28 protein-coding genes and 3 tRNA genes are annotated in these 26,688 nt (G+C 62.0%); 14 read left to right on the top strand and 17 right to left on the bottom strand.

Translation table 11 applies throughout. The features are described 5' to 3' along the window. Positions 1–2: 2 nt before the first annotated feature. From K420_RS0111710 to K420_RS18855, 7 genes are all read right to left on the bottom strand, one after another. The gene (locus K420_RS0111710) at positions 3–1,016 is read right to left on the bottom strand and encodes a DnaJ C-terminal domain-containing protein (protein ID WP_035854776.1); all 1,014 of its coding nucleotides are present in this window, start codon (positions 1,014–1,016) and stop codon (positions 3–5) included. A 51-nt stretch (positions 1,017–1,067) separates the two neighbouring features. Beyond that, on the bottom strand, positions 1,068–1,604 hold the full coding sequence (gene rfbC, locus K420_RS0111705; RefSeq protein WP_027458229.1) for a dTDP-4-dehydrorhamnose 3,5-epimerase: 537 nt from the start codon (positions 1,602–1,604) through the stop codon (positions 1,068–1,070). Beyond that, the gene (gene rfbA, locus K420_RS0111700) at positions 1,604–2,488 is read right to left on the bottom strand and encodes a glucose-1-phosphate thymidylyltransferase RfbA (protein WP_027458228.1); all 885 of its coding nucleotides are present in this window, start codon (positions 2,486–2,488) and stop codon (positions 1,604–1,606) included. The genes rfbC and rfbA overlap by 1 nt, the downstream gene beginning before the upstream one ends. Before the next feature lie 11 nt (positions 2,489–2,499). Next, positions 2,500–3,552, bottom strand: coding sequence for a dTDP-glucose 4,6-dehydratase (rfbB, locus tag K420_RS0111695; RefSeq protein ID WP_027458227.1), 1,053 nt, complete (start codon positions 3,550–3,552; stop codon positions 2,500–2,502). Positions 3,553–3,625: 73 nt separating this feature from the next. Next, a complete protein-coding gene (locus tag K420_RS0111690; protein WP_027458226.1) occupies positions 3,626–4,525 on the bottom strand; it encodes an arginase in 900 nt (299 codons plus the stop codon). A gap of 6 nt (positions 4,526–4,531) precedes the next feature. Continuing rightward, complete coding sequence (locus K420_RS0111685; protein WP_027458225.1) at positions 4,532–5,182, bottom strand: YceH family protein; 651 nt, start codon at positions 5,180–5,182, stop codon at positions 4,532–4,534. Next, positions 5,179–5,907, bottom strand: coding sequence for a 3'-5' exonuclease (locus K420_RS18855; RefSeq protein WP_232422767.1), 729 nt, complete (start codon positions 5,905–5,907; stop codon positions 5,179–5,181). Before K420_RS18855 ends, K420_RS0111685 begins: the two co-directional genes overlap by 4 nt. Here K420_RS18855 and K420_RS18850 point away from each other — a divergent pair. Both K420_RS18850 and K420_RS18845 read left to right on the top strand, forming a co-directional pair. After that, complete coding sequence (locus K420_RS18850; RefSeq protein WP_198293837.1) at positions 5,898–6,164, top strand: hypothetical protein; 267 nt, start codon at positions 5,898–5,900, stop codon at positions 6,162–6,164. The two genes, K420_RS18855 and K420_RS18850, sit on opposite strands and share 10 nt — an antisense overlap. Continuing rightward, positions 6,151–6,420 carry a GIY-YIG nuclease family protein gene (locus tag K420_RS18845; RefSeq protein ID WP_232422766.1) on the top strand — a complete coding sequence of 90 codons (270 nt, stop codon included), beginning with the start codon at positions 6,151–6,153 and terminating at the stop codon, positions 6,418–6,420. The genes K420_RS18850 and K420_RS18845 overlap by 14 nt, the downstream gene beginning before the upstream one ends. A 46-nt stretch (positions 6,421–6,466) precedes the next feature. On the opposite strand, the gene K420_RS0111665 is transcribed toward K420_RS18845, so the two are convergent. From K420_RS0111665 to K420_RS0111655, 3 genes are all read right to left on the bottom strand, one after another. Continuing rightward, a tRNA-Ser gene (locus K420_RS0111665) sits at positions 6,467–6,559 on the bottom strand. A gap of 58 nt (positions 6,560–6,617) precedes the next feature. Beyond that, positions 6,618–7,838, bottom strand: a complete 1,221-nt coding sequence (locus K420_RS0111660) for an aspartate kinase (protein ID WP_027458224.1) — start codon at positions 7,836–7,838, stop codon at positions 6,618–6,620. A gap of 84 nt (positions 7,839–7,922) precedes the next feature. Beyond that, positions 7,923–8,849, bottom strand: a complete 927-nt coding sequence (locus K420_RS0111655; RefSeq protein ID WP_027458223.1) for a histone deacetylase family protein — start codon at positions 8,847–8,849, stop codon at positions 7,923–7,925. A 120-nt stretch (positions 8,850–8,969) separates the two neighbouring features. On the opposite strand from K420_RS0111655, the gene K420_RS0111650 reads away from it, so the two are divergent. Genes K420_RS0111650 through mltB form a run of 4 tightly spaced genes read left to right on the top strand, consistent with a single transcriptional unit; the run spans position 8,970 to position 13,854 of the window. Further along, positions 8,970–9,917, top strand: a complete 948-nt coding sequence (locus K420_RS0111650) for an AAA family ATPase (RefSeq protein ID WP_051453098.1) — start codon at positions 8,970–8,972, stop codon at positions 9,915–9,917. A 3-nt stretch (positions 9,918–9,920) separates the two neighbouring features. Further along, complete coding sequence (locus tag K420_RS0111645; RefSeq protein WP_027458221.1) at positions 9,921–10,874, top strand: DUF58 domain-containing protein; 954 nt, start codon at positions 9,921–9,923, stop codon at positions 10,872–10,874. Then, positions 10,871–12,808: a transglutaminase TgpA family protein gene (locus K420_RS0111640; protein WP_027458220.1), complete on the top strand. Its 1,938-nt coding sequence runs from the start codon at positions 10,871–10,873 to the stop codon at positions 12,806–12,808. The genes K420_RS0111645 and K420_RS0111640 overlap by 4 nt, the downstream gene beginning before the upstream one ends. Further along, a complete protein-coding gene (mltB, locus tag K420_RS0111635; RefSeq protein WP_027458219.1) occupies positions 12,808–13,854 on the top strand; it encodes a lytic murein transglycosylase B in 1,047 nt (348 codons plus the stop codon). Before K420_RS0111640 ends, mltB begins: the two co-directional genes overlap by 1 nt. On the opposite strand, the gene rpoS is transcribed toward mltB, so the two are convergent. The 6 genes from rpoS to K420_RS0111605 form a co-directional block, all read right to left on the bottom strand. Next, positions 13,817–14,746, bottom strand: a complete 930-nt coding sequence (gene rpoS, locus K420_RS0111630) for an RNA polymerase sigma factor RpoS (RefSeq protein ID WP_027458218.1) — start codon at positions 14,744–14,746, stop codon at positions 13,817–13,819. The genes mltB and rpoS overlap by 38 nt on opposite strands. Further along, positions 14,743–15,660, bottom strand: a complete 918-nt coding sequence (locus K420_RS0111625) for a peptidoglycan DD-metalloendopeptidase family protein (protein WP_035854772.1) — start codon at positions 15,658–15,660, stop codon at positions 14,743–14,745. The genes rpoS and K420_RS0111625 overlap by 4 nt, the downstream gene beginning before the upstream one ends. Further along, positions 15,657–16,289: a protein-L-isoaspartate(D-aspartate) O-methyltransferase gene (locus K420_RS0111620; RefSeq protein WP_027458216.1), complete on the bottom strand. Its 633-nt coding sequence runs from the start codon at positions 16,287–16,289 to the stop codon at positions 15,657–15,659. The genes K420_RS0111625 and K420_RS0111620 overlap by 4 nt, the downstream gene beginning before the upstream one ends. Before the next feature lie 26 nt (positions 16,290–16,315). Continuing rightward, the gene (surE, locus tag K420_RS0111615) at positions 16,316–17,056 is read right to left on the bottom strand and encodes a 5'/3'-nucleotidase SurE (RefSeq protein WP_027458215.1); all 741 of its coding nucleotides are present in this window, start codon (positions 17,054–17,056) and stop codon (positions 16,316–16,318) included. A gap of 3 nt (positions 17,057–17,059) precedes the next feature. Then, complete coding sequence (locus K420_RS0111610) at positions 17,060–17,374, bottom strand: H-NS histone family protein (RefSeq protein WP_027458214.1); 315 nt, start codon at positions 17,372–17,374, stop codon at positions 17,060–17,062. 204 nt (positions 17,375–17,578) lie between these two features. After that, positions 17,579–17,654, bottom strand: a tRNA-His gene (locus tag K420_RS0111605). A 154-nt stretch (positions 17,655–17,808) separates the two neighbouring features. On the opposite strand from K420_RS0111605, the gene tig reads away from it, so the two are divergent. The 7 genes from tig (at position 17,809) to K420_RS0111570 (ending at position 25,033) form a co-directional block, all read left to right on the top strand. After that, entirely contained in the window at positions 17,809–19,113 is a 1,305-nt protein-coding gene (gene tig / locus K420_RS0111600) for a trigger factor (RefSeq protein WP_027458213.1), read from the top strand. A gap of 65 nt (positions 19,114–19,178) precedes the next feature. Continuing rightward, positions 19,179–19,808, top strand: a complete 630-nt coding sequence (gene clpP, locus K420_RS0111595; protein WP_027458212.1) for an ATP-dependent Clp endopeptidase proteolytic subunit ClpP — start codon at positions 19,179–19,181, stop codon at positions 19,806–19,808. Between the two features lie 14 nt (positions 19,809–19,822). Beyond that, entirely contained in the window at positions 19,823–21,085 is a 1,263-nt protein-coding gene (gene clpX, locus K420_RS0111590) for an ATP-dependent Clp protease ATP-binding subunit ClpX (RefSeq protein WP_027458211.1), read from the top strand. Positions 21,086–21,154: 69 nt separating this feature from the next. Further along, entirely contained in the window at positions 21,155–23,569 is a 2,415-nt protein-coding gene (gene lon / locus K420_RS0111585) for an endopeptidase La (RefSeq protein WP_027458210.1), read from the top strand. Between the two features lie 167 nt (positions 23,570–23,736). Then, positions 23,737–24,009, top strand: a complete 273-nt coding sequence (locus tag K420_RS0111580) for an HU family DNA-binding protein (protein WP_027458209.1) — start codon at positions 23,737–23,739, stop codon at positions 24,007–24,009. 8 nt (positions 24,010–24,017) lie between these two features. Further along, positions 24,018–24,093, top strand: a tRNA-Val gene (locus tag K420_RS0111575). A gap of 64 nt (positions 24,094–24,157) precedes the next feature. After that, positions 24,158–25,033 (top strand): HDOD domain-containing protein, encoded by an 876-nt coding sequence (locus tag K420_RS0111570; protein WP_035854770.1) that lies wholly within the window; start codon positions 24,158–24,160, stop codon positions 25,031–25,033. A gap of 1 nt (position 25,034) precedes the next feature. Here K420_RS0111570 and K420_RS0111565 read toward each other — a convergent pair whose 3' ends face one another. After that, positions 25,035–25,796, bottom strand: coding sequence for an RNA methyltransferase (locus K420_RS0111565; RefSeq protein ID WP_027458207.1), 762 nt, complete (start codon positions 25,794–25,796; stop codon positions 25,035–25,037). 66 nt (positions 25,797–25,862) lie between these two features. Here K420_RS0111565 and K420_RS0111560 point away from each other — a divergent pair, with 66 nt between their 5' ends. Further along, entirely contained in the window at positions 25,863–26,675 is an 813-nt protein-coding gene (locus K420_RS0111560; protein WP_027458206.1) for an inositol monophosphatase family protein, read from the top strand. Positions 26,676–26,688: the final 13 nt, after the last annotated feature.

The raw sequence follows: 26,688 nt of genomic DNA, 5'->3' as shown, positions 1-26,688 counted from the left end.
CCTCAGTCCGCCAAATAGGCGGCTCGCCAGTCGGCGATTTCCGGCAGGGCATCCAACGCATCGTCCAGCAGCGCGGCATGGGCCTGCAACAGCAGCTTGCGTTGCCTGGCACTCAGTTTGGCGGGAAAGACCGGCAGCAAGTCGACCCACATGTCGCCAGCCCGATGCTTGCCGCGTCCGGGGTAACCCTTGCCCGGCAAATGCAACTGGCGAGGCTCGGCGACACCTGCTTCCAGTGAATATTTGAAAATGCCGCTCAGGGATGGCAAGTCGATGTCGGCGCCGGCCATCATCGCCAGCGCACTGACCGGCATCGCGAAGTGCAGGTCGCGACCGTTCAGACGGTAGAGCGGATGGGCTGCGATCACCAGGGTCAGGTACAGATCGCCAGCCGGCAATTCGTCGTCGCCCGGTTCGCCCTGCCCGGCCAGGCGCAATTCGTCGCCCGGCAGCATGCCCGGCGGAATGCTGATTTCCAGGCTGACATCGTCGGCATCGCGACCGCTGCCGCCGCAATCGGGGCAGATGCGTTCCGTAAACAAACCCCGGCCGCCACAGGCAGTACAGCGGACCAAGGCCCGCTTGGCGTCATGAACGCGGCCGCTGCCGTGACAGGCATCGCAGAAGCGGGTCCGCGACATGCCGGCCTCCCCGCTGCCATCGCAGGTGACACAAGGCTTGCCGCGGAAGTAATGAATCGGCTTGCGGCAGCCGGTAGCCGCCTCTTCCAGGCTGACCTCGATGTTCAGCCGAATATCCGCTGCCTTGGCGACAGGCTGTTCCGGCTCATCCGGCGGGGTCTCATCGGCACGGGAATCCTCATCGACGACATCCGGCTGATCGGCTGCCAGCAACTGCTCGTAGGCCGCGTTGATTTCCTTGAAACGCTCGGTGGCCTGCGGATCGTGGCTGCGATCCGGATGCCAGCGCATGGCCAGCCGGCGGTAGGCACGCTTCCAGTCCGCCGGCGTCGAATCGTGGGCGACCCCGAGAATCAGGAAAGGATCAATGTTCATTGCAGCTGAATTCGCGCCCGACACCTCGGATCGGCACCTTGGGCATCGCCTTCACTCGGCCTCCCGGAAGGCGGCACCCGTGGCATCCTTGGCCGACAACAAGGGTTGCCCCTCGATCGGCCAGGCGATGGCGAGATCGGGATCGTTCCAGGCGATACAGCGCTCATCCTGCGGCGCGTAGTATTCGGTGGTCTTGTAGAGAAACTCCGCCGTTTCCGAGAGCACGACGAAACCATGCGCCAGCCCGGCGGGAATCCACAGTTGTTTCTTGTTCTCCGCCGACAGGATTTCGCCCACCCACTGACCATAGGTTGCCGAGCCTTTGCGGATATCGACCGCCACGTCAAACACCTCGCCCTGCGTGACGCGAACCAGCTTGCCTTGCGGCTGCTCGACCTGATAATGCAGGCCGCGCAAGACGTTGTGGGCGGACTTGGAGTGGTTGTCCTGCACGAAATCAACGTTCAGCCCGGTCGCTTCATGGAAGGCGCGCCGGTTGAAACTCTCGAAGAAGAACCCCCGGTCGTCACCGAACACTTTCGGTTCAATGACCAGCACGTCGGGAATCCGGGTCGGTGTAGCCTTCATCAGAAGACCTTTTCCTTGAGCAGGCTCATCAGATACTGGCCATAGGGATTCTTGAGCATGGGCTGGGCGAGTTTTTCCAGTTGCCCGGCATCGAGCCAGCCCTTGCGATAAGCGATTTCTTCCGGACAAGCCACCTTGAGGCCCTGGCGCTTTTCGATGGTAGCGATGAACTGGCTGGCATCGAGCAGGCTTTCGTGCGTGCCGGTATCGAGCCAGGCGTGGCCGCGGCCCATGACCTGGACGCTGAGTTGCTTGCGCTCGAGATAGATGCGGTTCACGTCAGTGATTTCCAGTTCGCCCCGCGGCGAGGGCTTGAGATCGCGGGCGATGTCGAGCACCTGGTTGTCGTAGAAATACAGACCTGTCACTGCGTAGTTGGATTTTGGTTGCTTGGGTTTTTCTTCCAGGCTGATCGCCTGCCCGGCCGCATCGAACTCGACTACGCCGTAGCGCTCCGGGTCGTGCACGTGGTAGGCGAAGACGGTGGCACCGGCTTGCTGCCGGCAGGCTTGCTCCAGATCGTGAGCGAACTCATGGCCGTAAAAAATATTATCGCCAAGAACCAGGGCGCTGTCGCCACTGCCGACGAAATCACGACCGATGATGAAAGCCTGGGCCAACCCGTCCGGACTCGGCTGGATGGCGTATTGCAGGTTCAGGGCCCACTGGCTGCCATCGCCGAGCAGTTGCTGGAAGCGCGGTATGTCCTGCGGCGTCGAGATGATCAGGATATCCTGGATGCCGGCCAGCATCAGAGAGCTTAAGGGATAGTAGATCATCGGCTTGTCGTGGATCGGCAGCAGTTGCTTTGATACGACCAGCGTCGCTGGGTAAAGTCGAGAGCCGGAACCGCCGGCAAGAATAAGGCCCTTGCGTTGTGTCATGCTTGCATTGCCTATTTCTGACCCAGCCTCTGCCGGTAGGCACCACTCGTCACGTTCCGGACCCAGGCAAGGTTGTCGAGGTACCACCGAACTGTCTTGCGGATACCAGTTTCGAAGGTTTCGGCCGGCTTCCAGCCGAGTTCGCGTTCGATTTTGCTGGCGTCGATGGCGTAGCGGCGATCATGGCCAGGCCGATCATGGACGTAGGTGATCTGTTCCTGGTAGGGCCGGCCATCGGCCCGCGGCTGCAGTTCGTCGAGAATCGCACAGAGGGTATACACGACGTCAAGATTCGGCTTTTCGTTCCAGCCGCCAACGTTGTAGGTCTCGCCGACCTTGCCGGCTTCGAGAACGCGACGGATGGCGCTGCAGTGATCCTTGACGTAGAGCCAGTCGCGGATTTGCCGGCCGTCGCCGTAGATGGGCAGCGGCTTGTCCGCCAGGGCGTTGTGGATGACCAGCGGGATGAGCTTTTCCGGAAAGTGGTAGGGACCGTAGTTGTTGGAAGAGTTGGTAGTCAGGACCGGCAGGCCGTAGGTGTGGTGATAGGCGCGGACCAGGTGATCGCTTGCCGCCTTGCTCGCCGAGTACGGGCTGTTCGGTGCGTAGCGGTTGGTTTCGGTAAAGGCGCGGTCGCCCTGGCCGAGCGAGCCATACACTTCGTCGGTGGACACGTGCAGGAAGCGGAACTGGCTCTTGGCCGGTTCCGCCAGCCCCCCCCAGTAGGAACGCACCGCTTCGAGCAGGCGGAAGCTGCCGACGATGTTGGTCTGGATGAAATCTTCCGGGCCGTGGATGCTGCGGTCGACGTGCGATTCGGCGGCGAAATTGAGCACGGCGCGCGGCTGGTGTTCGGCCAGCAGCGTGCTGACCAGCTCGAAGTCGCCAATATCACCATGGACGAAGACGTGGCGCGCATCGCCCTCAAGGCTGGCGAGGTTCTCCAGGTTGCCGGCGTAGGTCAGCGCATCGAGGTTGATGACTTTTTCATCAGACAGGGCCAGCCAGTCCAGCACGAAATTGCTGCCGATGAAGCCTGCCGCGCCGGTCACAAGAATGCTCATACGCTGCCCCCTGTTATGCCCAATATCGAATTATCGTTTGAAAGTGGCGCGATGACGAAACCCGCCAGCTGTTTCAATTGTTGTCCGATGGCAGGATCCGGCCGACCAGGTCGCTGATCAGGCTCGCCGTGATGCCAAGCCGATCCCGATCCGGGTTGTATTCGACGATTTCCAACGTCCTGAATCCGGGCAAGCCGGCAATGCCAGAGACTGCTTCCAAGACATCGCGCGCGCTCAGCCCTTCAGGCTCCGGGCTCCCCACGCCTGGCGCCAGCAGCGGATCGATGGCATCCAGGTCCAGCGTCACGCCAAAGCCGGCCGGTGCAGCCGTCACAATCGCTAGGGCTTCATCCAGGCAATCGGCAAAACCACGCTCTTCCAATTCGACCCTGTCGATGATGCGAACCCCGCTGGCCTGCAGAAAATCAATTTCCTCGGGTTCATAGCTGCGTGCCCCGAGCACTGCCGTGTGCCCGGCACTGACCTGCACGCCGGCGAGACCGATATTTAGCAGGCGCTTGTCGCCACGCCCGAGCAGGCAGGCCAGCGGCATGCCGTGAATGGCGCCGGAATAGCTGGTTTCGGGGGTATGGCTGTCGAGGTGGGCATCAATCCACAGCAAGCCCACCGGCTGCCCGGCCACCCGCGCAACGCCGCTCCACGTTCCGATGGCCACGGAATGATCGCCGCCGATGACGACCGGAAGCTCACCGCCACGCAGCGCATGCTCGACTTCATCGGCCAGGTGCCGGCACAGCCCGGCAATTCGCCCCGTCGGGCCGCCACAATCCCCGGCCGGTGCAAACAGCGTCCTCCCCCAATCGAGCCGTGGATGATGCGCAAGCTCGTGCCAAGCCTGCGAGCGATGAAAGGCAACCGGCCCGTTCTCGCAGGCCTGGTCCTGCGCCCCAAGGCCGCTAGCGGCACCGATGATCCGAACGCGGGCGTGTTTTTGTGAATTGGCAGCCGCCATAGCGGATCACCGGTCGGGACTGAACGCCAGCTGGCGCACCAGGTTCCGCAATTCCGCCATCTCGGCTTCCAGGGCAGTAACCCGGGCGCGCAGTTCCTCCATTTCCTGATGGGCCGCAACCGGCCGTACGCTTGCCTGGCCAGATTCGATCCGCGGCTGGCCGCTCAGCAAATGCATCCAGCGATTTTCGCGGGCGCCCGGCAGGCGCGGCAGCTCGACGACCAGCGCGCCGTCGGCCCGGGCAGCCAGTTCCTCAAGAAACGCCTCGACCGACGAAATGTCGGCAAACCGGTACAGGCGTTCGCAATTCAGTCGCAGCTCGCCGGCCGTCTGCGGGCCACGCAGCATCAATACCGTGAGCAGGGCCGAAGCCTGGGTCGGCACGCCGAGTACCCTCTCGACCTGATGCTCGAAGCGGCTGACACGACCGCCACTAACCTCCCTCACCCAGCCCTTTTCCTTGAGGGCATCGAGCGCCACGAGAATCTCGGATTCAGTCGTTTCCATCACCGGATTGCGGCTGGTTTTCTGATTGCACCCGGCCTGCAAGGCATTGACCGAGAGCGGATAGGTGTCAGGAACCGTCCGCTGTTTCTCGACCAGCGTACCCAGAATGCGGGTTTCGAGCAGCGAGAGTTCGGGCAAGTTTTCGTTCATGAATTCTCCTGGCGTGTGAGGTTTGGGGCGTGGCGGGACGGATCGGCCTGCCAGGCATGGTAAATCTTCAGCGCGACATGCGCATCGTTGGCCGCGTAGAGCAACTGCCGCTCATCCAGCCGGGGATTGGCCCAATTACTGGTCCCCACCCTTTTCGATTTGATCAGTTTCTCGCCAAAATAATGGGCGACCGCCACCTTGGCGCCGACCGTTCCCCGGTGCCCGGGACCACGCAATAGTTCACCAAGGTCCAGCACGTTGTTTAGCTCGATGTCCAGGCGCGACCGCAGGGCACTCCGGTCGTTGCCCAGGCCGAAGCCGGCCTTGATGACATGCCGTGCCGCCAATATCTCCCTAAGCACCGGATGATTGACCGCGCAAGTCACCGGAAAGAGGAAGACGTACCGATCGGTAGCCAATTGCACCAGATGCGGCCCAGTCGATACCTCGCCCTTGCGGAAGGTCGGCTTCGATTCGGTATCGAACCCGATGACTGCTGTCTCCCGCAATGCCGCCAGGGCTGAGGCGGATTTTTCAGCACTATCAACCAGCACGATGTCAGCCAGTGAAACACCCCGAAAAACCGGCATTTCACTCTCGGCAATCTGCCGGCGACTGAGTGTCACGTCGCTCACCGGAACGCACTCCCGCCACCAACAACCCAACTCCTTGCGCTCATCCCTGTATCCTTCCCATTTTTTACAGACCGCAGTGTATGGGATCACACCGCCCCCCCGGATTATTTGCCCGCCTCAGAATCCTTTTTTCCAGCCGGCCCATTGTTCTCGACGAATATGCCCGCGCCCGTCAGTTGATCGCGGCCATCGACCGCGGCGGCATCCCGCTCAATTCCGCCAAGGTCAATGCCATCGCCCGAGACCTCGGGCTGGAAGTTTCGACCAGAGCCAGGCTGGACGAAACCGTCCAGCGCATCCGCCAGGCCCTGAGCCGGGCCCCGCAGCCACGCGATGATGAAAACTAACAACTGGTTCCTCTATATCATCGAATGCACCGATGGCAGCCTCTACACCGGCATCACCGTCGATGTGGACGCGCGCTACGCCGCGCACTGCCAGGGCACCGGCGCCCGCTACACCCGCTCCCACCCACCGCGCCGCCTACTCGGCTTCGAAACGCACCCCGACCGATCGTCAGCCTCGAAGGCCGAATACCGGATCAAGCGCCTGAGCACGGCTGAAAAGTGGAAATACGCAGCAACGCTTCAACGCCTTTCCTGAAAACAAAAAAGCGCCCCGAAAGGCGCTTGATTGCTTGATGTAGTCTTGGCGGAGACGGAGGGATTCGAACCCTCGATGCAGTTTTTGGCCGCATGCTCCCTTAGCAGGGGAGTGCCTTCGACCTCTCGGCCACGTCTCCAAGCCCGCTACAACAATGAGGCGCGGATGATATAGCCTCTGCGCCCATTGGTCAAACCTTACTGATCCAGACCGAAAGTACGGTGCAGGACGCGAACGGCCAGTTCCAGATACTTTTCGTCAAGAACGACGGAAATCTTGATTTCAGAAGTCGAAATCATCTGGATATTGATACCTTCGTCAGCCAGGGCCTTGAACATCTTGGAGGCGACGCCCGGGTGGGAGCGCATGCCGACGCCGACGGCCGAGACCTTGCAGATCTTGTTGTCGCCGGTGATTTCACGGGCGCCCAGCTTGGCCTTGACCGTTTCCAGGATACCCTGGGCCTTGGCGAAGTCACCGCGGTTGACAGTGAAGGAAAAATCGGTGGTCCCATCATGGCCGACGTTCTGGATGATCATGTCGACGTCAATGTTGGCGTCGGCGATGGCACCGAGAATTTGATAAGCGATGCCCGGGGTATCCGGAACGCCGAGCATGGTCAGCTTGGCTTCGTCGCGGTTAAAGGCGATACCGGAGATGATCGGTTGTTCCATGTTCTTGTCTTCCTCAACAGTGATCAGCGTGCCTTCCCCTTCATCCTGGAAGCTGGAAAGAACGCGCAGTTTGACCTTGTACTTGCCGGCGAATTCGACCGAGCGGATCTGCAGTACCTTGGAGCCGAGGCTGGCCATTTCCAGCATCTCTTCGAAGGTGATGGTATCGAGCTTCTTGGCTTCCGGCACGACACGCGGGTCGGTGGTGTAGACACCATCGACGTCAGTGTAGATCTGGCACTCGTCAGCCTTCAGCGCAGCCGCCAGGGCGACACCGGACGTATCCGAACCGCCGCGACCGAGAGTGGTGACGTTACCGTCGGCATCGACGCCCTGGAAACCGGCGACGACAACGACCTTGCCAGCATCCAGATCAGCGCGCATGTTGGCTTCGTCAATCGACAGGATACGGGCCTTGGTGAAGGTGCTGTCGGTCAACACCTTGACCTGGCCGCCGGTGTAGCTGCGGGCCGGAACGCCGATATCCATCAGCGCCATCGACAGCAGGCCGATGGTGACCTGCTCACCGGTGGCACAAATCTGGTCCAGTTCGCGCGGATTCGGGTTGGCCTGAACTTCCTTGGCCAGCGCGATCAGCTTGTTGGTTTCGCCGCTCATTGCGGAAACGACCACCACGACCTGGTGGCCCTGCGCGTGGAACTTGGCAACGCGCTTGGCTACGTTCTTGATGCGCTCGGGATTACCGACCGACGTGCCGCCGTATTTTTGAACAATCAACGCCATGGATTTATCCGGTTAAACGTTGCAAACATGAAAAAAGAGGCTGGATTTTAACCCAGCCCGCCTTTTTCCTAAAGGAATAAGCACCTAGAGATCGGCCAGCGAACGCAAGTGGGCACCGACACTGCGGGCCAGCGAGGTCATCACGTAGCCACCTTCGAGCATCGAAACGATGCGCTTGTCGCACATTTCGGCCGCCAGCTTCTTCAGGTGATCGGTCGCCCAGGCGTAGTCCTTCTCGACCAGTTTGAGGCCGCCCATGTCGTCCTCGTAGTGCGCGTCGAAACCGGCCGAGATGAAGATCATCTGCGGGTTGAATTCCTTGAGACGCGGCGTCCAGACCTGCAACACCGCATCGCGGAATTCCTCGCCACCCGAACCGGCGGGGAGGGGCACGTTGCACATGTTGGCGGCCGGCTTCTCGGTGCCGCTATACGGGTAGAACGGGTGCTGGAAAATGCTGCACATCAGCACGCGCTCGTCGCCGGCAAAGCAATCTTCCGTGCCGTTGCCGTGGTGCACATCGAAATCGATGATGGCGACGCGCTCCAGGCCGTGTGCCTTGATGGCATGCATGGCGGCCACGCCGATGTTGTTGAAGAAGCAGAAACCCATCGGGGTCGCCTTCTCGCAATGGTGGCCGGGCGGCCGCACGGAACAGAAGGCGTTTTCGACCTCGCCCTTCATGACCAGATCGACCGCCAGGCAGCCTGCCCCGGCAGAGCGCAGGGCAGCCTGCCAGGTGTGCGGATTCATGGCCGTATCGGGATCGAGGTGCACCACCCCCATTTCCGGAGAAGCCCGCTTGATGCGCTCCAGATGGGCGGCCGGATGGACCCTGAGCAGTTGCTCGAAGGTCGCCAGCGGTGCGTCGTAATAAACGAAATAGGCGTCGATGCCCTGCGCAATCAGGTGATCGTTGATAGCCGTGAGACGTTGCGGGCATTCCGGGTGATGCGAACCCATGTCGTGCAACTGGCAGTCGCGATGGGTGATGAAGGCAGTGGTTGTCACTTGTTCTCTCTCTGCGAACCGGCGCTCGAAGCGGCGCACGTCGAAATCCCATTATCGTCCCAAGTCATGGCCACCTTCAAGCATTAGAATCGAAGCATAGACGTCAGACGGAACCGGACCATGCATCACCGCACCCCATCCCCGCTGGGCGGCCCACCCCGGCCTTTCGACCAGATTCTCCAGCAGGCCGGACAGATCATCTACGGCAAGCAGCAGGAAATACGCCTGGCCCTCGCCTGTCTGCTGGCCAACGGCCACCTGTTGATCGAAGACCTCCCCGGCATGGGCAAGACCACGCTGGCGCACACCCTGGCTCGCCTGCTCGGCTTGCAGTTCTCGCGCATCCAGTTCACCAGCGACCTGCTGCCAGCCGACATCACCGGGGTGTCGATCTTCGAGCGGAACAGTGGCGAATTCCGCTTTTTGCCCGGTCCGGTCTTCGCCCAACTGGTGCTAGCCGACGAAATCAACCGGGCGACGCCGAAGACGCAGAGCGCCTTGCTCGAAGCGATGGAAGAAGGCCAGGTGACGAGCGAGGGACAGACGCGCCCGCTGCCGCGCCCGTTCTTCGTCATCGCAACGCAGAATCCGGCCCACCAGATCGGCACCTTCCCGCTCCCCGAGTCGCAACTCGACCGCTTCCTGATGCGTATCGAGATGGGTTACCCGGACCGCGCCGCCGAGCGTGAACTGCTAGCCTCCGGTGGCCAGCGCAACCGGGCGGACAACCTCGCGGCACTGATTTCGGCCGATCAACTGCCGGCCATCCAGCGCCAAGTCACCGCCATTCACGCCGCTGGCCCGCTCATCGACTACGTGCAGGCCCTGGTCGAGGCCACTCGGCAGGACCCGGCTTTCCGCCATGGCCTGTCGCCCCGGGCCGGCCTCGCGCTACTCTCGGCGGCACGCGCCTGGGCCTGGCTCGACGGGCGCGACATGGTCATCCCGGACGATGTGCAGGCCGTCCTCCCTGCTGTCGCCTGCCACCGCCTGCGCACGGCACGACAAGGCGAAGCGGCGCCGATCGAGGATGTTCGGCGCCTCGTCCAGAGCGTCGCGATTCCCTGAGCCGTGGGCCTGCTCGCACGCCTCCAGCAGGCCCTCTTTCGCTGGCACAGCGACGGTAGCGCGCCACTGCGTCTCGGCCAGCGACGGATATTCATCGTTCCGTCCCGCCCCGGCCTGTTCTTCGCCGTCGCCCTGATCGTCATGCTGATCGGTGCCATCAACTACAACCTCGCCCTGGGCCATGCGCTGGTCTTCCTGCTCGCCGGACTGGGCATCGTCGGCATGATTCACACCTTCCGCAACCTGCACGACCTCGTCATCACGCCGGGTCGCCCCGAGCCGGTTTTTGCCGGGGAAACCGCCCGCTTTCCGCTCACCCTCGACAACGAGCGCAAGGCGCCTCGCCTGGCGCTGGAACTGGAGGCGGTAAAAGGCCAGTTTGTCGAGGCCGCCATTGCCGGCGAAAGTCGCATCACCATTCGGGTTCCGCTGCCGGCTCAGCAACGCGGCTGGCTCGCCCTCCCCCGTGTGCGCCTTTCCACCCGCTACCCGCTCGGCCTGTTCACCGCCTGGGCCTACCTACAACCGGACATGCGCTGCCTGGTCTATCCCGCCCCCATCATCGCTCCCCTGCCCGAGCCAAGCCAGGCGCAATCGGGCAGCACGCGACAGGGTGAAGGCGGACAGGAGGATTTCGCCGGCTTTCGTGAACGCCTTCCAGCCGACCCGCTACACCACGTCGCGTGGAAGGCGAGCGCCCGCCAGGGCGGCAATGCCCCATTGCTGATTAAACAGTTTGCCGGCGGTGGGCAGAGCGAATTGCAACTCGACTGGGCGCAAACCGACCCCACCCTGGCAGCCGAAACACGCCTCGGTATCCTTGCCGGTTGGGTACTCGCCGCCGAGGCGGCCGGCCTGCGCTACGGCCTTTGCCTGCCCGGCAGCAACCAAGCGCCGGCGGCTGGCGACCGCCACCGCCAGGCCTGCCTGGAAGCCCTCGCCCTGTACCAGCCATGAGCACGCCGGCCCGCCTCGCACTCGACCGCCAGACCGCCCCGTGGCTGTTTGCCAGCGCGCTCATCACCACCCTGCCCCATTTCCTTCACCAGCCCTACTGGCTCAGCGGATTGGCTGCCCTGCTGCTGTTCTGGGCCGTCTGGCTGTGGTGGAAGGACGAGCGCCTGCCCGGCCGCTGGATTCTCCTGTTTCTGGTCGGCACCGGCTGCGCCGGCATATTGATCGAATTCCGCAGCCTGTTCGGTCGCGACGCCGGGGTGGCCATGCTGGTCGTCTTCATGGCGATGAAGCTGCTCGAACTGAAATCCCGGCGCGATGCGCAGGTTGTCGTGATGCTCGGCTATTTCCTGCTGCTGACGCATTACTTCTATTCACAGAGCATTCCGACCGGACTCTGGCTGCTTGTTGCGTTCTGGCTGCTGACCGCCACGCTGATCCGGCTGCACGGCGGATACGTCAGCTCGCGGCAGGAAACCCTGCGCCTGGCGGCAAAACTCTGCCTGCAGGCGATTCCCTTCATGCTCGCGCTCTACGTCCTCTTCCCCCGCGTCTCCGGGCCGCTCTGGGGCTTGCCGTCGGATGCCCACGCCGGCATGACCGGCCTGTCTGAAACGATGTCGCCGGGCAGCATCTCGCGCCTGGCACAAAGTGCCGACATCGCCTTCCGCGCCCGCTTCGACGGCAACCAACCGGCCAAGCATAAACTCTACTGGCGCGGCCCGGTACTGGAGGAGTTCGACGGCACGACCTGGCGCCCGACGGCCGGCCGAGGCGCCTCCCCTGCGCTGGATAACCTCTCGCCGCCGCTCCGCTACGAACTGACGCTGGAGCCGCACAACCAGCGCTGGGCGCTGGCCCTCGATGCGCCGATGCAACTACCGGAGGGGGTCAGCCTGAGTAGCCCGCTGACCGCCATGCTGCGTCAGCCACTGACCGAACGGCGCCGCCTGCAACTGGCCGCCAGCCTGGACTACCGCTTCAATGTCGACGAGGCACCCGGCACCCTGCAGCGCAACCTCGTCCTGCCGCCCGGCGCCAATCCACGCGCCCGTGACCTGGCCCGCCGCTGGCGGGAGGCCGACAGTAATCCGTCCAGCCTGATCGGCAAGGCGCAGGCGCTATTCGCGGCTTCCTTCACCTACACCCTGCAACCTCCGCTGCTCGGCGAACACAGCGTCGACGACTTCCTGTTCCGCACCCAGCGCGGCTTCTGCGAACACTATGCAGCGGCTTTCGTTTTCCTGATGCGGGCAGCCGGCGTTCCGGCACGTGTGGTCAGCGGTTACCAGGGTGGCGAAGCCAACCCACTCGACGGCTATGTCGTCATCCGCCAGTCCGACGCCCACGCCTGGGCCGAGGTCTGGCTGGCCGGCCGGGGCTGGGTGCGGGTCGACCCGACGGCTGCAGTGTCGCCGGCCCGTATCGAAACCGGCATTGCCGATGCGCTGCCCTTCGGCGAGCCGCTGCCTGCCCTTGTCCAGTGGCGGGCCGACTGGTTGCGCGGCCTGCGCTACCGCTGGGAAGCGATCAACAATGCGTGGAACCAGCATTTTCTTGGCTACGACCCGCAACGCCAGCGCCAGCTCCTGTCCCGCCTCGGCCTGCCGGACGCCGACTGGCGCAGTCTGGCAAGCGCCCTGGGGCTCACCTGCGCTCTACTCGCCGCTGCACTGACAGCCTGGTCGCTCCATCGCCGTCCGAAAACCGACCCGGCCTGGCGCCTGTGGCAAAAAGCCTTGCGCCGACTGGCCAAGAGAGAGGTAGACTGCGCTCCCTGGGAAACGCCGCTGGCCCTCGCAGCGCGTGTCCGCACGCAATGCCCGGAACTGGCCGAAACATTCCAGGCTGTTGTCGACGCCTATCTGAAGGCGCGCTACGGCAACGCCCCCAACCACCTGAAAGACCTGCGCACCGCCGTTGCGCAGTTGCGATGATGAAAAACTTATTTGCCCTCTCCCTCGCCACCTGCCTGCTCGCCGCCTTGGCCCCGCTTACTCAGGCCGCGCCGCCGGCAGCAACTTTCGCCGACGAGCCGGAAGCCGTCGCCTTCGCCCGCGATCTCGAACAACGCCACGGCTTCAACGCCGACACCCTGCTCAGCCAGTTCGCGCAGACCTCTCCCAACGCCAAGGTACTGCAGCTGATCAAGCCACCCACTTCTCCCGTGCAGCGCTCCTGGGAACGCTACCGCCCGCGCTTTCTGAACGACCGCCGCATCGACGGTGGCGTGCGCTTCTGGCAGGAAAACGAGGGGCAACTGATCAAGGCCAGCGCGCTGTATGGCGTACCGCCGGAAATCATCGTCGCCATCATCGGTGTCGAAACCGAATACGGCCGAAATACCGGCGGCTTCCGCGTACTCGAAGCACTCGCCACACTGGCTTTCAAATACCCGCCACGCGCCGAATTCTTCCGCACCGAGCTTGAGCAGTTCCTGCTGCTGGCCCGTGAAAACGGTTTCGATCCGCTTGCCGTCAAGGGATCGTTTGCCGGCGCAATCGGCATTCCGCAATTCATGCCGGGCAGCCAGCGACGCTATGCGGTGGATTTTGATGGGGACGAGCGGGTCGACCTCGCCCACAGCGTTGACGATGCCATCGGCAGCGTCGGGCGTTTCCTCGAACAGCATGGCTGGCAAGCCGGGCAGCCGATTGCCGTGGCCGCCGCAACCAACGGTACTCCTGACCCATCACTGATTGAAGCCGGCATCCGACCCAGCCTGAAAATGGCCGACCTGGCCGCCAAAGGCGTCTTCGCCAAGGCCGACCCGCAGGCGACAGTTGCCCTGATCGACCTTGTGTCACCGGGCAAGGAAACCGAATACTGGCTGGGTTTCGACAATTTCTACGTGATCACCCGTTACAACCGCTCGAGCTTCTACGCCATGTCGGTCTTCCAGCTAGGGGAGGAAATCCGCGGCCGCCTGTGCGAGCAGTTGCCCGCTACAGCAGCGAATCGCGAGAGATATTGCCGCGCTTGAGAATCTTGCGCAGGCGCTCCAGCGCTTCCATCTGAATCTGGCGGACCCGCTCGCGGGTCAAACCGAGATCGCCGGCAATCGTATCGAGCGTCGCCACGTCAGCCCCATTCAGGCCATAGCGGCGTTCGATCACCGAGCGCTGGCGCTCCGACAACTGGGCCAGCCAGTCATCGACCAGGGAGCCGATCTCGCTCTCCTGGAACAGGGTTTCCGGGTCCGCCCCGCTCTCGTCGGCAATGATCTCGCCGATGGTGTGATTGGGATCGATTTCCAGCGGCGCATCAAGCGACGCGATATGCTCATTGAGTGACAGGATGCGACGCACATCCTCAACTGGCCGGTCGATCAGCGCGGCGACGCGTTCGACCGTGGAATCGCGCCTGTCGGCCGACTCCAGGTGGCGCATGGCGCGCAGCACGACATTGATTTCCTTGACGACATGCACCGGCAGACGAATGGTTCGCGACTGGTTCATGATGCCGCGCTCGATGTTCTGCCGGATCCACCACGTCGCGTAGGTCGAGAAACGGAAACCGCGTTCCGGATCGAACTTTTCCAGCGCGTGGATGAGGCCGAGGTTGCCCTCTTCGACCAGGTCGAGCAGCGGAATTCCGCGGTTCAGATAATGCTTGGCGATATTCACCACCAGCCGCAGGTTGTGCTCGATCATCCGCTGGCGGGCGGCGAAATCGCCCTGGCACACCAGACGTGCTGTCGCCAGTTCTTCCTCGGGCGTCAGCAGCGGCTTGGCGCCGATCTGCGTCAGGTAGAGCTGGGTGACATCCTCGAGCAGCTCGATTTCAGGCGTCACGACCTCCGGCTCCGGCGGCAGCAGCAACTCCTCCGGCTGACCGTCGAAATCCTGCTCCATCGCGTCGCCGTGATCGCTCATCGTTTCGGCAGATAAACCGCCGGGTCGACCGGCTTGCCCTGCTTGCGAATTTCAAAGTGCAGCTTGACCGAGTCGGAATCCGTGTTGCCCATCTCGGCGATCTTCTGGCCACGCGTCACCTGCTGCCCTTCCTTGACCAGAATCTTGCGATTGTGGGCATAAGCCGACAGGTAAGTCGCGTTGTGCTTGACGATGACCAGTTCGCCGAAGCCGCGCAGGCCGCTGCCGGCATACACGACCTTGCCATCGCTGGCAGCGAGCACCGGGTCACCGGCCTTGCCGGCAAAATCCAGGCCCTTGTTGCCCGATTCGTTGTAGGGCGCCGAGACCTTCGAGGTCGTCGGCCACATCCAGGCCACATCGTCCGGCCCTGCCACGGCGGGCGCGGGGGCCGGCGCGGTAGTTTGCGGCTTGGACTCGGGCTTCGCTTCAGCCGGGGGGAGCGTGTCCGGCAGCCGGTTCAGACGGGCATAGGCTTCATCCGAATAGGGCTCCTTGCCGACCCGCGGCTCGCGTTTCAGCAGACCGGAGGTGGTTGCCGGCGAACCCGCCGCCGGTTGGTCAAGCGGGCGCGATTCAACTCCCGACCCGGTAGCAATTGGCTTGGCGACTGCACCATCGGCCGGCTCCGCGACACCGGGGGGAATGACGCGCAGGACCTGGCCTTCCTTGATGCTGGAAGGATTGGCGATCGCGTTCCAGGCCGCGATATCACGATGATCCTGGCCGTGTTCCAGCGCGATCCGGTACAGCGTATCGCCACGCTTGACCGTGTAATACCCCGGCCCGGCCGGCTGCTGCCCAGCCGCCTTCGAGGCCGTGCCACTCGTACGGTCGACCGTCGGTGCCGGTTGTTGCGACATGCAGCCGACCAGCATCAGGGCCGGAATCAATACAACGCCAAATCGAATCATTGTGTTCCTGAGAGTAGCGGGACAAAGCGCACGGCGTCGAGACGGGTTTCGACGTACCCCTGCGGCGTGTGCTCAATGAAACTAAGATACTGTTGATCCGTCCCCACTGGCAAGACCAGACGGCCGCCCGGAGCGAGTTGCATCAGGAGGGCCGGCGGCACTTGCGTCCCGGCTGCAGCAACGATGATGCTGTCGAACGGCCCGGCTTCCGGCAGCCCGAACTGCCCGTCGGCATGTTTCAGGCGCACATTGAACTGCTGCAGCGTACGCATGTTGGCCTTGGCTTTTTCAAGGAGCGGCCCGAGGCGCTCAACGGCATAGACCTCGTCGGTCAGCTGGGCCAGCACAGCCGCCTGGTAGCCGCAACCGGCACCGATTTCCAGCGTCTTTCCCAGGGTCTTGCGGCCGTTGAGCAACAACTCGATCATCCGCGCCACGACATAGGGTTGGGAAATCGTCTGCCCCATGCCGAGCGGCAAGGCCGTATCTTCATAAGCCCGCGAAGCCAGCGCTTCCTCGACGAAAACATGGCGCGGCACGGCCGCCATCGCTCTGAGGACAGCCTCGTTGCGAATACCCTTCTCGCGCAGGCGCTCGATCATGCGCGCACGCGTTCGCTGGGAGGTCATGCCGATCCCCTGCAACACTGCCTGACTCACTCCATCCACTGCGCAATTGAAGACATCTGCGCATTATGCGTCAGGTCGATCTGCAATGGCGTAATCGACACGCAACCGCGCTCGGTCGCGTTGAAATCCGTTCCCGGCCCTGCATCCGCCGCAGCACCCGCCGCACCGATCCAGTACAAGGTCTCGTTGCGTGGCGACACGGTCTTGACCACCGGCTCGGCCTTGTGCCGACGCCCCAGCCGCGTCACTTCAAACCCCTGCAATTCGGAGTAGGGAATATCCGGCACATTCACATTGAGCAATATCGGGTCCCAGATCGGCTTGCGCACGAAGCGTTCGACCAACTCGCGCGCCACCCGGCCCGCCGTCGCAAAATTATTCCCCTCGAAACTGGTCAGGGAAACTGCAATCGACGGAATCCCGAGTAAATAACCTTCCGTCGCCGCCGCCACTGTTCCCGAATAAATCGTGTCATCACCCATATTGGCGCCCAGGTTGACCCCTGAAACGATAATATCGGGCAATTCATTCAGCATTCCGGTCACAGCCAAATGGACGCAATCGGTCGGCGTGCCATTCACAAAATAAAACCCGTTTGCCGCTTTTTTCAACTGCAGTGGCCGATCCAGGGTCAGGGAATTACTGGCTCCGCTCCGGTTCTGCTCGGGAGCCACGACGACCACTTCGCCCAATTGACCCAAAGCCTCGGCCAAGGCCGCAAGCCCAGGGGCGAAATAGCCGTCGTCGTTACTCAGCAATATACGCATGGATCAAACCAGCAGACCTTCCAGAGCCTTACCCTCGGCCAACCAGGTCTCGACCCACTTCGGCTTGCGGCCGCGCCCGGTCCATTCCAGTTCGGCATTATCCGGATGACGATATTTGACCCTCACCTTGCTGCCCGCAGCCTTGACCTTGGTTTCCTTACCAAGCAGATCCTCAATGGCAAATCCGCGCGATTTGGCAAAGGCACGCAATTCATTCAGCACATTCGCCTTTTCCTCGGCTTCGCGGCGCTTGATTTCAGACGGAATCCGTTGCTGCAATTCCTGCAATTGAACCAGCGACAATTTGGACAGATCCATAATTACCTCCTTAATTGAAATAGTGGCGGTAATTTAGTTGGTCCATATTCTTTTTACAATGCAGGGCGTAAAAAAAGAACACGCCGGCCACAAGCAAAATCCGCTTTTTTCATTCACCTGCAGATTGAACACAGAAGCCGTCGTTAATAGTTCGCAGCGGTGAACGAAAAAACCCGCTGACGGATCAGCGGGTTTTCGTAATACTGGGGCGACATACCGGGATCGAACCGGTGACACCTGGAATCACAATCCAGTGCTCTACCGACTGAGCTAATGCCGCCGTCGAAGAAGGCGCGCATTGTACGAACTTCCCGACCTCCTGTCTACAACGATTTGCAAATTTCCGACCTCTGGTGGGCATCCCGGCATCTGATTGACCGTGATATTATTGTCGGCTTACTTTTTTCTCGGCTCCGTAGTCACAAGGAATCCTCATGGAAGCAACCACTGCACAAGCTAACGAACTTGAACGCCGCGTCGACCTCGCCATCGCCATCGCTGACGTCGAAAAGGAAATGGAACAGCGCCTGAAGCGCATGGGCAAGAACATGAAGATGCCTGGCTTCCGTCCTGGCAAGGTGCCGTTCAGCATCGTCAGGCAGCAGTATGGTGACCAGGCTCGCCATGAGGTGCTGTCCGAAGAGTTGGACCGTGTCTTCAGCGAGACCGTGACGGAGCAGAAACTGCGCGTCGCCGGTTATCCGCGCATCGAGCCGAAGACCACCGAAAGCACGACCCACCTCGAATTCTCCGCCATTTTCGAGGTTTATCCGGAATTCGCCCTCGGCGATCTGTCGGCTTCCGAAATCGAGCGTCCGACGCTGGAAGTCGGCGCTGCCGAAATCGACAAGACGCTCGACATCCTGCGCAAGCAGCGTGTGTCCTACGAGAATGCCGACCGCGCCGCCGCCAAGGAAGACCGTGTCGTCATCGATTTCCTCGGCAAGAAGGATGGCGTGCCCTTCCAGGGAGGTCAGGCCAACGACTATCCGTTCGTGCTGGGCCAGGGCATGATGTTGCCGGACTTCGAAAATGCCGTTGAAGGCATGAAGGTTGGCGAATCCAAGACCTTCGACCTGACCTTCCCGGCCGATTACCACGCCAAGGACCTGGCTGGCCAGACGGTTCAGTTCGACATCACCGTCAAGCAGGTCCAGGCACCGAAGCTGCCGGAAATCGACGCCGATTTCGCCAAGAGCATGGGCATCGCCGATGGCGACGTCGAGAAGATGCGTGGCGAAATCGAAGCCAACCTGAAGCGCGAAGTGAAGCGCCGTATCGAAGGCAAGATCAAGGACCAGGTCATGGAAGCCCTGCTGTCCACCAACCCGATCACCGTCCCGGTCGCCCTCGTCGACATGGAAATCCAGCGCCTGATGCAGGCCGCTCGCCAGGATATGGAACAGCGCGGCATGAAGGTCGCCGATCTGCCGATCCAGCCGGAGTGGTTCGCCGACCAGGCGAAGCGCCGCGTTACCCTGGGCCTGATCCTGGCCGAAGTGGTCAAGACCGAGAAGCTCCAGGCGACGCCGGAGCAGGTTCGCGCCATGGTCGAGGAAACCGCCGCTGCCTACGAGCAGCCGGAAGAAGTCATTCGCTGGTACTACGCCCAGCCGCAGCGCCTGCAGGAAGTCGAAGGCGTCGCCATCGAGAACAATGTGGTCGCCTGGGTTCTGGGCAAGGCCAAGGTTGCCGACAAGGCCGCCGTTTTTGATGAACTGATGGGCCAGAAGCAGTAATCTTGATCCCTGTCGCCCCGGCGACAGGGTCTCGTAAGCAATCAACGCAACACACAAGGGCTGACATGAATATCGACAACGCAAGCAACTGGGATCCGCAGGCTCTGGGCCTCGTCCCGATGGTGGTGGAACAGAGCGGCCGCGGCGAACGCGCGTACGACATCTATTCACGCCTGTTGAAAGAGCGGGTGATCTTTCTTGTCGGCCCGGTGAACGATGCCAGCGCCAACCTGGTCGTCGCCCAACTGCTGTTCCTTGAAGCGGAAAACCCGGACAAGGACATCTATTTCTACATCAACTCGCCGGGCGGCTCGGTGACGGCGGGCATGTCGATCTACGACACCATGCAGTTCATCAAGCCGGACGTGTCGACGCTGTGTATCGGCCAGGCTGCCTCGATGGGCGCCTTCCTGCTCTGTGCCGGCGCCAAGGGCAAGCGTTTCGCCCTGCCCAACTCACGCGTGATGATCCACCAGCCGCTGGGCGGCTTCCAGGGCCAGGCCTCGGATATCGCCATCCACGCCAAGGAAATCCTGTCCATCAAGGACAAGCTGAACCGCATCATGGCCGACCACACCGGCCAGCCGCTCGAACGACTCGAGCGCGACACCGACCGCGACAACTTCATGTCGGCAGACGAGGCGGCCGAGTACGGCCTGATCGACAAGGTTCTGACCCGCCGCGACGCGGCCTGATCCAGGAGATAAAGATGTCCAAAGGCAGCCAGGAAAAACTGCTCTATTGCTCCTTCTGCGGCAAGAGCCAGCACGAGGTCAAGAAGCTGATCGCCGGCCCGTCGGTTTTCATTTGCGACGAGTGCATCGCGCTGTGCAACGACATCATTCGCGACGAACTACCCGAGGAGACCGCGAAGGCCAGTCGCTCCGACCTGCCGACACCGCGCGAAATCAGTTCGATCCTCGATCAGTACGTGATCGGCCAGGACGTCGCCAAGCGCATCCTGTCGGTCGCCGTCTACAACCACTACAAGCGCCTGCGCCATACCGCCAAGAATACGGGCGATGTTGAACTTTCCAAGAGCAACATCCTGCTCATCGGCCCGACCGGCTCCGGCAAGACCCTGCTCGCCCAGACGCTGGCCCGCCTGCTCAACGTGCCGTTCGTGATGGCCGACGCCACCACGCTGACGGAAGCCGGTTATGTCGGCGAGGACGTCGAGAACATCATCCAGAAGCTACTGCAGAAGTGCGACTACGACGTCGAAAAGGCACAGCAAGGCATCGTTTATATCGATGAAATCGACAAGATTTCGCGCAAGTCCGACAACCCGTCGATCACCCGCGACGTCTCCGGCGAAGGCGTGCAACAGGCCCTGCTCAAGCTGGTCGAAGGCACCACGGCGTCGATTCCGCCGCAGGGTGGCCGCAAGCATCCGAACCAGGATTTCGTCCAGGTCGACACCACCAACATCCTGTTCATCTGCGGCGGCGCCTTTGATGGCCTGGAAAAGGTCATCCGCAACCGCTCCGAACGCGGTGGCATCGGTTTCGGTGCCGAGGTGAAGAGCAAGGATGATGGCAAGGCCATCGGCAAGACCCTGCAGGATGTCGAACCGGAAGACCTCATCAAGTTCGGCCTGATCCCGGAATTGATCGGTCGCCTGCCGGTTGTCGCGACGCTGACGGAGCTTGAGGAATCCGCCCTGGTGCAGATCCTGACCGAGCCGAAAAACGCGCTGGTCAAGCAATACCAGAAGCTGTTCGGCATGGAAGACGTCGAACTGGAAATCCGCCCGGCCGCCCTTTCCGCCATCGCCAAGAAGGCCCTTGAACGCAAGACAGGGGCGCGCGGCCTGCGTTCGATCATCGAACATGCCCTCCTCGATACCATGTACGAACTCCCGGGCATGGAAAATGTCGAAAAGGTGGTCATCGATGAGAACATGATTACCGGCGACACGCCGCCCCTGCTCATTTACGCTGACCAGCCCAAGGTTTCCGGCTCGAACTGAGCCGGAAACTCTTGAAATCCGGTTTCCTGCCCCCAACTGGGGGCTATATACCTATTTGAAGGCATCGTAATGTCGAACCCCAACACGCTCCCGGAAACCGTCGAACTGCCGCTGCTGCCGCTGCGCGATGTCGTCGTGTTTCCGCACATGGTCATTCCGCTGTTCGTCGGCCGGCCGAAATCGATCAAGGCCCTCGAAATGGCCATGGAAGCCGGCAAGAACATCCTGCTGCTGGCCCAGAAGTCAGCCGCCAAGGATGAGCCGGAACCGGAGGACCTGTACCGCATCGGCTGCATGGCCAACATCCTGCAGATGCTCAAGCTGCCGGACGGCACCGTCAAGGTGCTGGTCGAGGGAACGCAGCGTGCCCGTGTCGAGGCCATCGACGTACAAAGCGCCGTCTTCATGGCGACCGCCGTGCCGCTCGCCCAGCCGGGTGTCGAGGATCACGAGATCGAGGCCATGCGCCGCGCCGTGGTGGCCCAGTTCGACCAGTTCGTTAAATTGAACAAGAAGATTCCGCCGGAAGTGCTGTCATCCATCGCCGGCATCGAGGACGCCGGCCGCCTGGCCGATACCATTGCCGCCCACCTGCCGCTCAAGCTGGAGCAAAAGCAGGAAGTGCTGGAGATGGAAAGCATCCGCGACCGGATTGACCGCCTGCTCTCCCAACTCGAAGCCGAAATCGACATCCTGCAGGTTGAAAAGCGCATCCGTGGCCGCGTCAAGCGCCAGATGGAAAAGAGTCAGCGCGAGTATTACCTGAACGAACAGGTCAAAGCCATCCAGAAGGAGCTCGGCGAAGGCGAGGAAGGGGCCGACCTCGAGGAACTGGACAAGAAGATCACCGCCGCCGGCATGAGCAAGGAAGGATTGGCCAAGGCGCAGGGCGAACTGAAGAAACTGCGCCTGATGTCGCCGATGTCGGCTGAAGCCACCGTCGTCCGCAACTTCATCGAAACCCTGATCGGCCTGCCCTGGCGCAAGAAGACGCGCATCAGCAAGGATTTGCGCGCCGCCGAAAAGATTCTCGATACCGACCACTACGGTCTGGAAAAGGTCAAGGAACGCATCGTCGAATACCTCGCCGTGCAACAGCGCGTCGACAAGGTCAAGGCGCCGATCCTGTGCCTGGTCGGGCCTCCGGGTGTCGGCAAGACCTCGCTCGGCCAGTCGATCGCCAAGGCGACGAACCGCAAGTTCGTCCGCATGGCGTTGGGCGGCGTGCGTGATGAAGCCGAAATCCGCGGCCACCGCCGGACCTACATCGGCTCCATGCCGGGCAAGATCCTGCAGAGCCTGACCAAGATCGGCGTACGCAACCCGTTGTTCCTCCTCGACGAAGTGGACAAACTGGGCCAGGACTTCCGCGGCGACCCGTCATCGGCCCTGCTCGAAGTGCTCGACCCGGAACAGAACAATACCTTCCAGGATCACTACGTCGAGGTCGATTTCGACCTCTCCGACGTGATGTTCGTAGCCACGGCCAACACGCTGAACATCCCGGCCCCGCTGCTCGACCGCATGGAAGTGATCCGCCTGTCCGGCTACACGGAGGACGAGAAGGTCAATATCGCCATGCGCTACCTGCTGCCCAAGCAGATGAAAAACAACGGCGTGAAGAAGACGGAACTGGCAGTGGCGGAAAGCGCCATCCGCGACATCGTCCGTTACTACACCCGTGAGGCTGGCGTCCGCGCACTGGAACGGGAGATTTCCAAGATCTGCCGCAAGGTCGTCAAGACCCTGGTGCTCAAGAAGCGCGAAGCGAAGATTGCCGTCAATGCCAAGAACCTCGACAAGTTCCTGGGCGTCCGGCGCTACAGCTTCGGCATGGCCGAAAAGGAAAATCAGGTCGGCCAGGTCACCGGCCTGGCGTGGACCGAGGTGGGTGGCGAACTGCTGACCATCGAATGCGCCAACATGCCCGGCAAGGGCAACATCATCCGCACCGGTTCGCTGGGCGACGTGATGAAGGAATCGGTCGAGGCCGCCCGTTCCGTCGTGCGGGCCCGCGCTCACCGCCTGGGCATCAAGGATGAAGCTTTCGAGAAGACCGACATCCACGTTCATGTGCCGGAAGGCGCAACGCCGAAGGATGGTCCGTCGGCGGGCATCGCCATGACCACCGCGCTGGTCTCGTCCTACACCGGCATCCCGGTGCGTTGCGACGTCTGTATGACCGGCGAGATCACGTTGCGGGGCGAGGTACTGGCCATCGGCGGCCTCAAGGAAAAACTGCTGGCCGCCGTACGTGGTGGTTTGAAGACCGCGCTGATCCCGGAAGAGAACGTCAAGGATCTGGCCGAGATGCCGGACAACATCAAGAACAAGATCGAGATCGTACCGGTGAAATGGATCGATCAGGTTCTGGAGCGCGCGCTGGAGCACAAGCCGGAAGCCCTGCCGGCGGCAACCGACGCCAGCGCTGGCGTGCAGCCCGCAGCCGACGTAACGGCGGCTTCGACAGTCGTTACTCATTGATTTTGAAGGAAAGGATGCCGATGGCGTAGGCCTCGGCACCTTTTTCCTCCCTCCACGGCCCCGGGCAATGGCCGAGAATCCGCTTGACACAAGGATTTCGCGAGAGATATAAATTCGGCCTCGCAAGATTTCAACCACTCCAAATCCTACTTTTCGGGGACTTAAACATGAACAAATCTGAACTGATCGACGCCATCGCCGCCCAGGCCGACATCTCCAAGGCCGCTGCCGGCCGTGCCCTGGACGCCGCTGTCGAGGCGATCACCGACGCACTGAAGAAGGGTGACTCGGTCAGCCTGATCGGTTTCGGCACCTTCTACGTCGGCGAGCGCGCCGCCCGCACTGGCCGCAACCCGCGCACGGGCAAGACCCTGGAAATCAAGGCCGCCAAGTCGCCGAAGTTCCGCGCTGGCAAGGGCCTGAAGGACGCCTGCAACTGATTTTCCCCGGGTGCTTAGCTCAGTTGGTAGAGCGTCGCCCTTACAAGGCGAATGTCGGCGGTTCGACCCCGTCAGCACCCACCAGCTAACCATAGGCTGAACACCGAACCCCGCCCACGAGGCGGGGTTTTTGTTGGACAATATGCTTATGGACATCAACAAGCGCAACGATCCCGACAAGACTGGCGACGCCCTCAAGGCCCAGCGTTTCCAGATGCTGGCGGACATCGCCAAGGAACTGTCCGGCGAGGTGGTCTTCCCCACCTATTTCGACGCGGTGCTGCGCCTGCGTAAGATCCTGCAGGATCCGGAGCAGAGCATCGCCAACCTGGCCAAGGCCATTTCGGCTGAGCCGCTGATTTCAGCCAAACTGCTGCATCTGGCCAACTCGGTGGCCTTCAACGCGACAGGCCAGGAAATCCGGGATCTGAAGTCGGCCATCATCCGGCTGGGTCTGAATACCGTGCAGACCGCCGCCTTGTCCATCGTCATGACCCAGCTGATGCGGGCCAAGGGGATGGCCGAGTTTTCCGAAACGACTCATGTCCTGTGGGAGCATTCGATCCAGACCTCTGCGGCGGCCTATGTCCTGGCCGCGGAAAATCCGCGCCTGAACCGTGACGAGGCGATGCTGGCCGGGCTGATCCACGACCTCGGCGCGTTCTACATGCTGTATCGCGCCACGCAGTATGATGAACTGCGCCACCGGCCGGACACGATCAAGTACCTGATCGCCCAATGGCATGAGAGCATCGGCGTTTCGTTGTTGAATGCCCTGGGCCTGCCGGACGAGATCGTCGATGCAACCATCGACCATGACCATTTGCGCCGCTCCCCGCCCAACATCCGCAACCTTTCTGATGTGGTTTACGTAGCGAACATGCTGAGCGGCGGCCATCTCGAATGGGAACCCGACGAGCAGACCGAGTTGGCCGCTGAAATCGCCGCACTGAACGAACAGTTCAGCCATCTGCGGCCGGCAATCGATACCCTGGCCAACGAGTTGCGCGGCACCCTCAAATAATTCAGGCCTTGCGGCCGTGACTGGTCTTCACCTGCGTTGAGGCCAGGATACCACGCAGGATGTTGATCTCGTCCCGCTCCAGGCGGGCCCGGCCAAACAGGCGGCGCAGCTTGGGAAGCAGGCGGCCGGGCTGAGCCGGGTTGAAGAAGCCAGTATCGGTCATCACCTGCTCCAAATGAGCGTAGAAACCTTCGACCTCGTCGTTCGTCGCGGGCGGCGACGTAAAGGGCGTCGTCAGCGGACTGGCGATGGGTGGCCGTTCGGCGAAGGCAGCCATGCGACATTCGTAGCACAGCACCTGCACCGCCGAGCCCAGGTTCAGCGAGCTGAATTGGGGATTGGTCGGAATCGTGACAGCGGCCTGGCAATGCAGGATTTCCTCGTTACTCAGCCCCATTGTTTCATTGCCGAAAACCAGGGCGACTTCGCCCTCCCCGGCTTCGCCGATCAGCCGCGCCACCGTCTCGCGCGGCGCACCAAGCAGCGGGCCGATATCGCGCTGCCGGGCCGAAAGGGCCACGGCAAATGACGTACCGGCCAACGCGTCCTTCAGCGTGGGCACCACCTGGGCGGCAGCCAGCACATCGATGGCGCCGGTTGCCCGCGTATCGGCCTCGGGATCGGGAAACTGCTTCGGCTCCACCAGATACAACCGCGAAAGGCCCATGGTCTTCATGGCCCGTGCCGCTGCACCGATATTGCCGGGGTGGCTGGGGCGACAGAGCACAACTCTGATACGTGACAACAGGACTTCCGGGTTCATGGTGTAAAATCCGTTTTTTGAAAATATATCGGGTCGCTCTTGGCGGCCCGTCAGTTCTTTAAGCCCATGCATCCAGCCCTGAATATCGCCATCAAGGCGGCGCGCCGCGCCGGCCAGATCATCAACCGCGCCTCGAATGACGTCGACCTGCTCAAGGTCGCTTCGAAGCAGCCCAACGATTTCGTCACCGAAGTCGACAAAGCCGCCGAGAAGGCCATCATCGAGACCCTGCAGGAGGCTTATCCGGGGTACGGCATTCTAGCAGAGGAGTCCGGCCTGACCGCCGGCCAGGGCACGGGCGACACCGAGTACCAGTGGATCATCGATCCGCTCGATGGCACCACCAACTTCATCCATGGCATGCCGCAGTACGCCGTTTCCATCGCCCTGGCGAAAAACGGCATCGTCGAACAGGCGGTGGTCTTCGATCCGAACCGCAACGAGCTGTTCACCGCGAGCAAGGGGGCTGGTGCCTTCCTGAACGAGCGCCGCATCCGTGTGTCGCGCCGCCTGAAACTGGGCGAAGCGCTGATCGGCACCGGTTTCCCGTATCGGATGTTCGACAAGATCGACCTCTACCTGGCCATTTTCAAGGAACTGGCCGAGAAAACCGCCGGCCAGCGCCGGCCGGGTGCTGCCTCGCTCGACCTGGCCTATGTTGCCTGTGGCCGTTACGACGGTTTCTGGGAATTCGGCCTGGCCCCGTGGGACATGGCAGCCGGCGCCCTGCTCATTTCCGAAGCTGGCGGGCTGGTCAGCGATCTGCGCGGCAATGCCAACTATCTCGAAACGGGCAACCTGGTGGCCGGTACCCCCAAGGTATTTGCCCCCCTGCTCAAGCTCGTCGAAGGCCACCTGCCGGATTCGGTGCGCGGCTAAACTGCCCGTTCCC

Source organism: Dechloromonas agitata is5 (genome assembly GCF_000519045.1).
Classification (GTDB): Bacteria; Pseudomonadota; Gammaproteobacteria; order Burkholderiales; family Rhodocyclaceae; genus Azonexus; species Azonexus agitatus.
The sequence above is the reverse complement of the archived record's forward strand: the minus strand, read 5'-3'. Positions and strand labels throughout refer to the sequence as shown.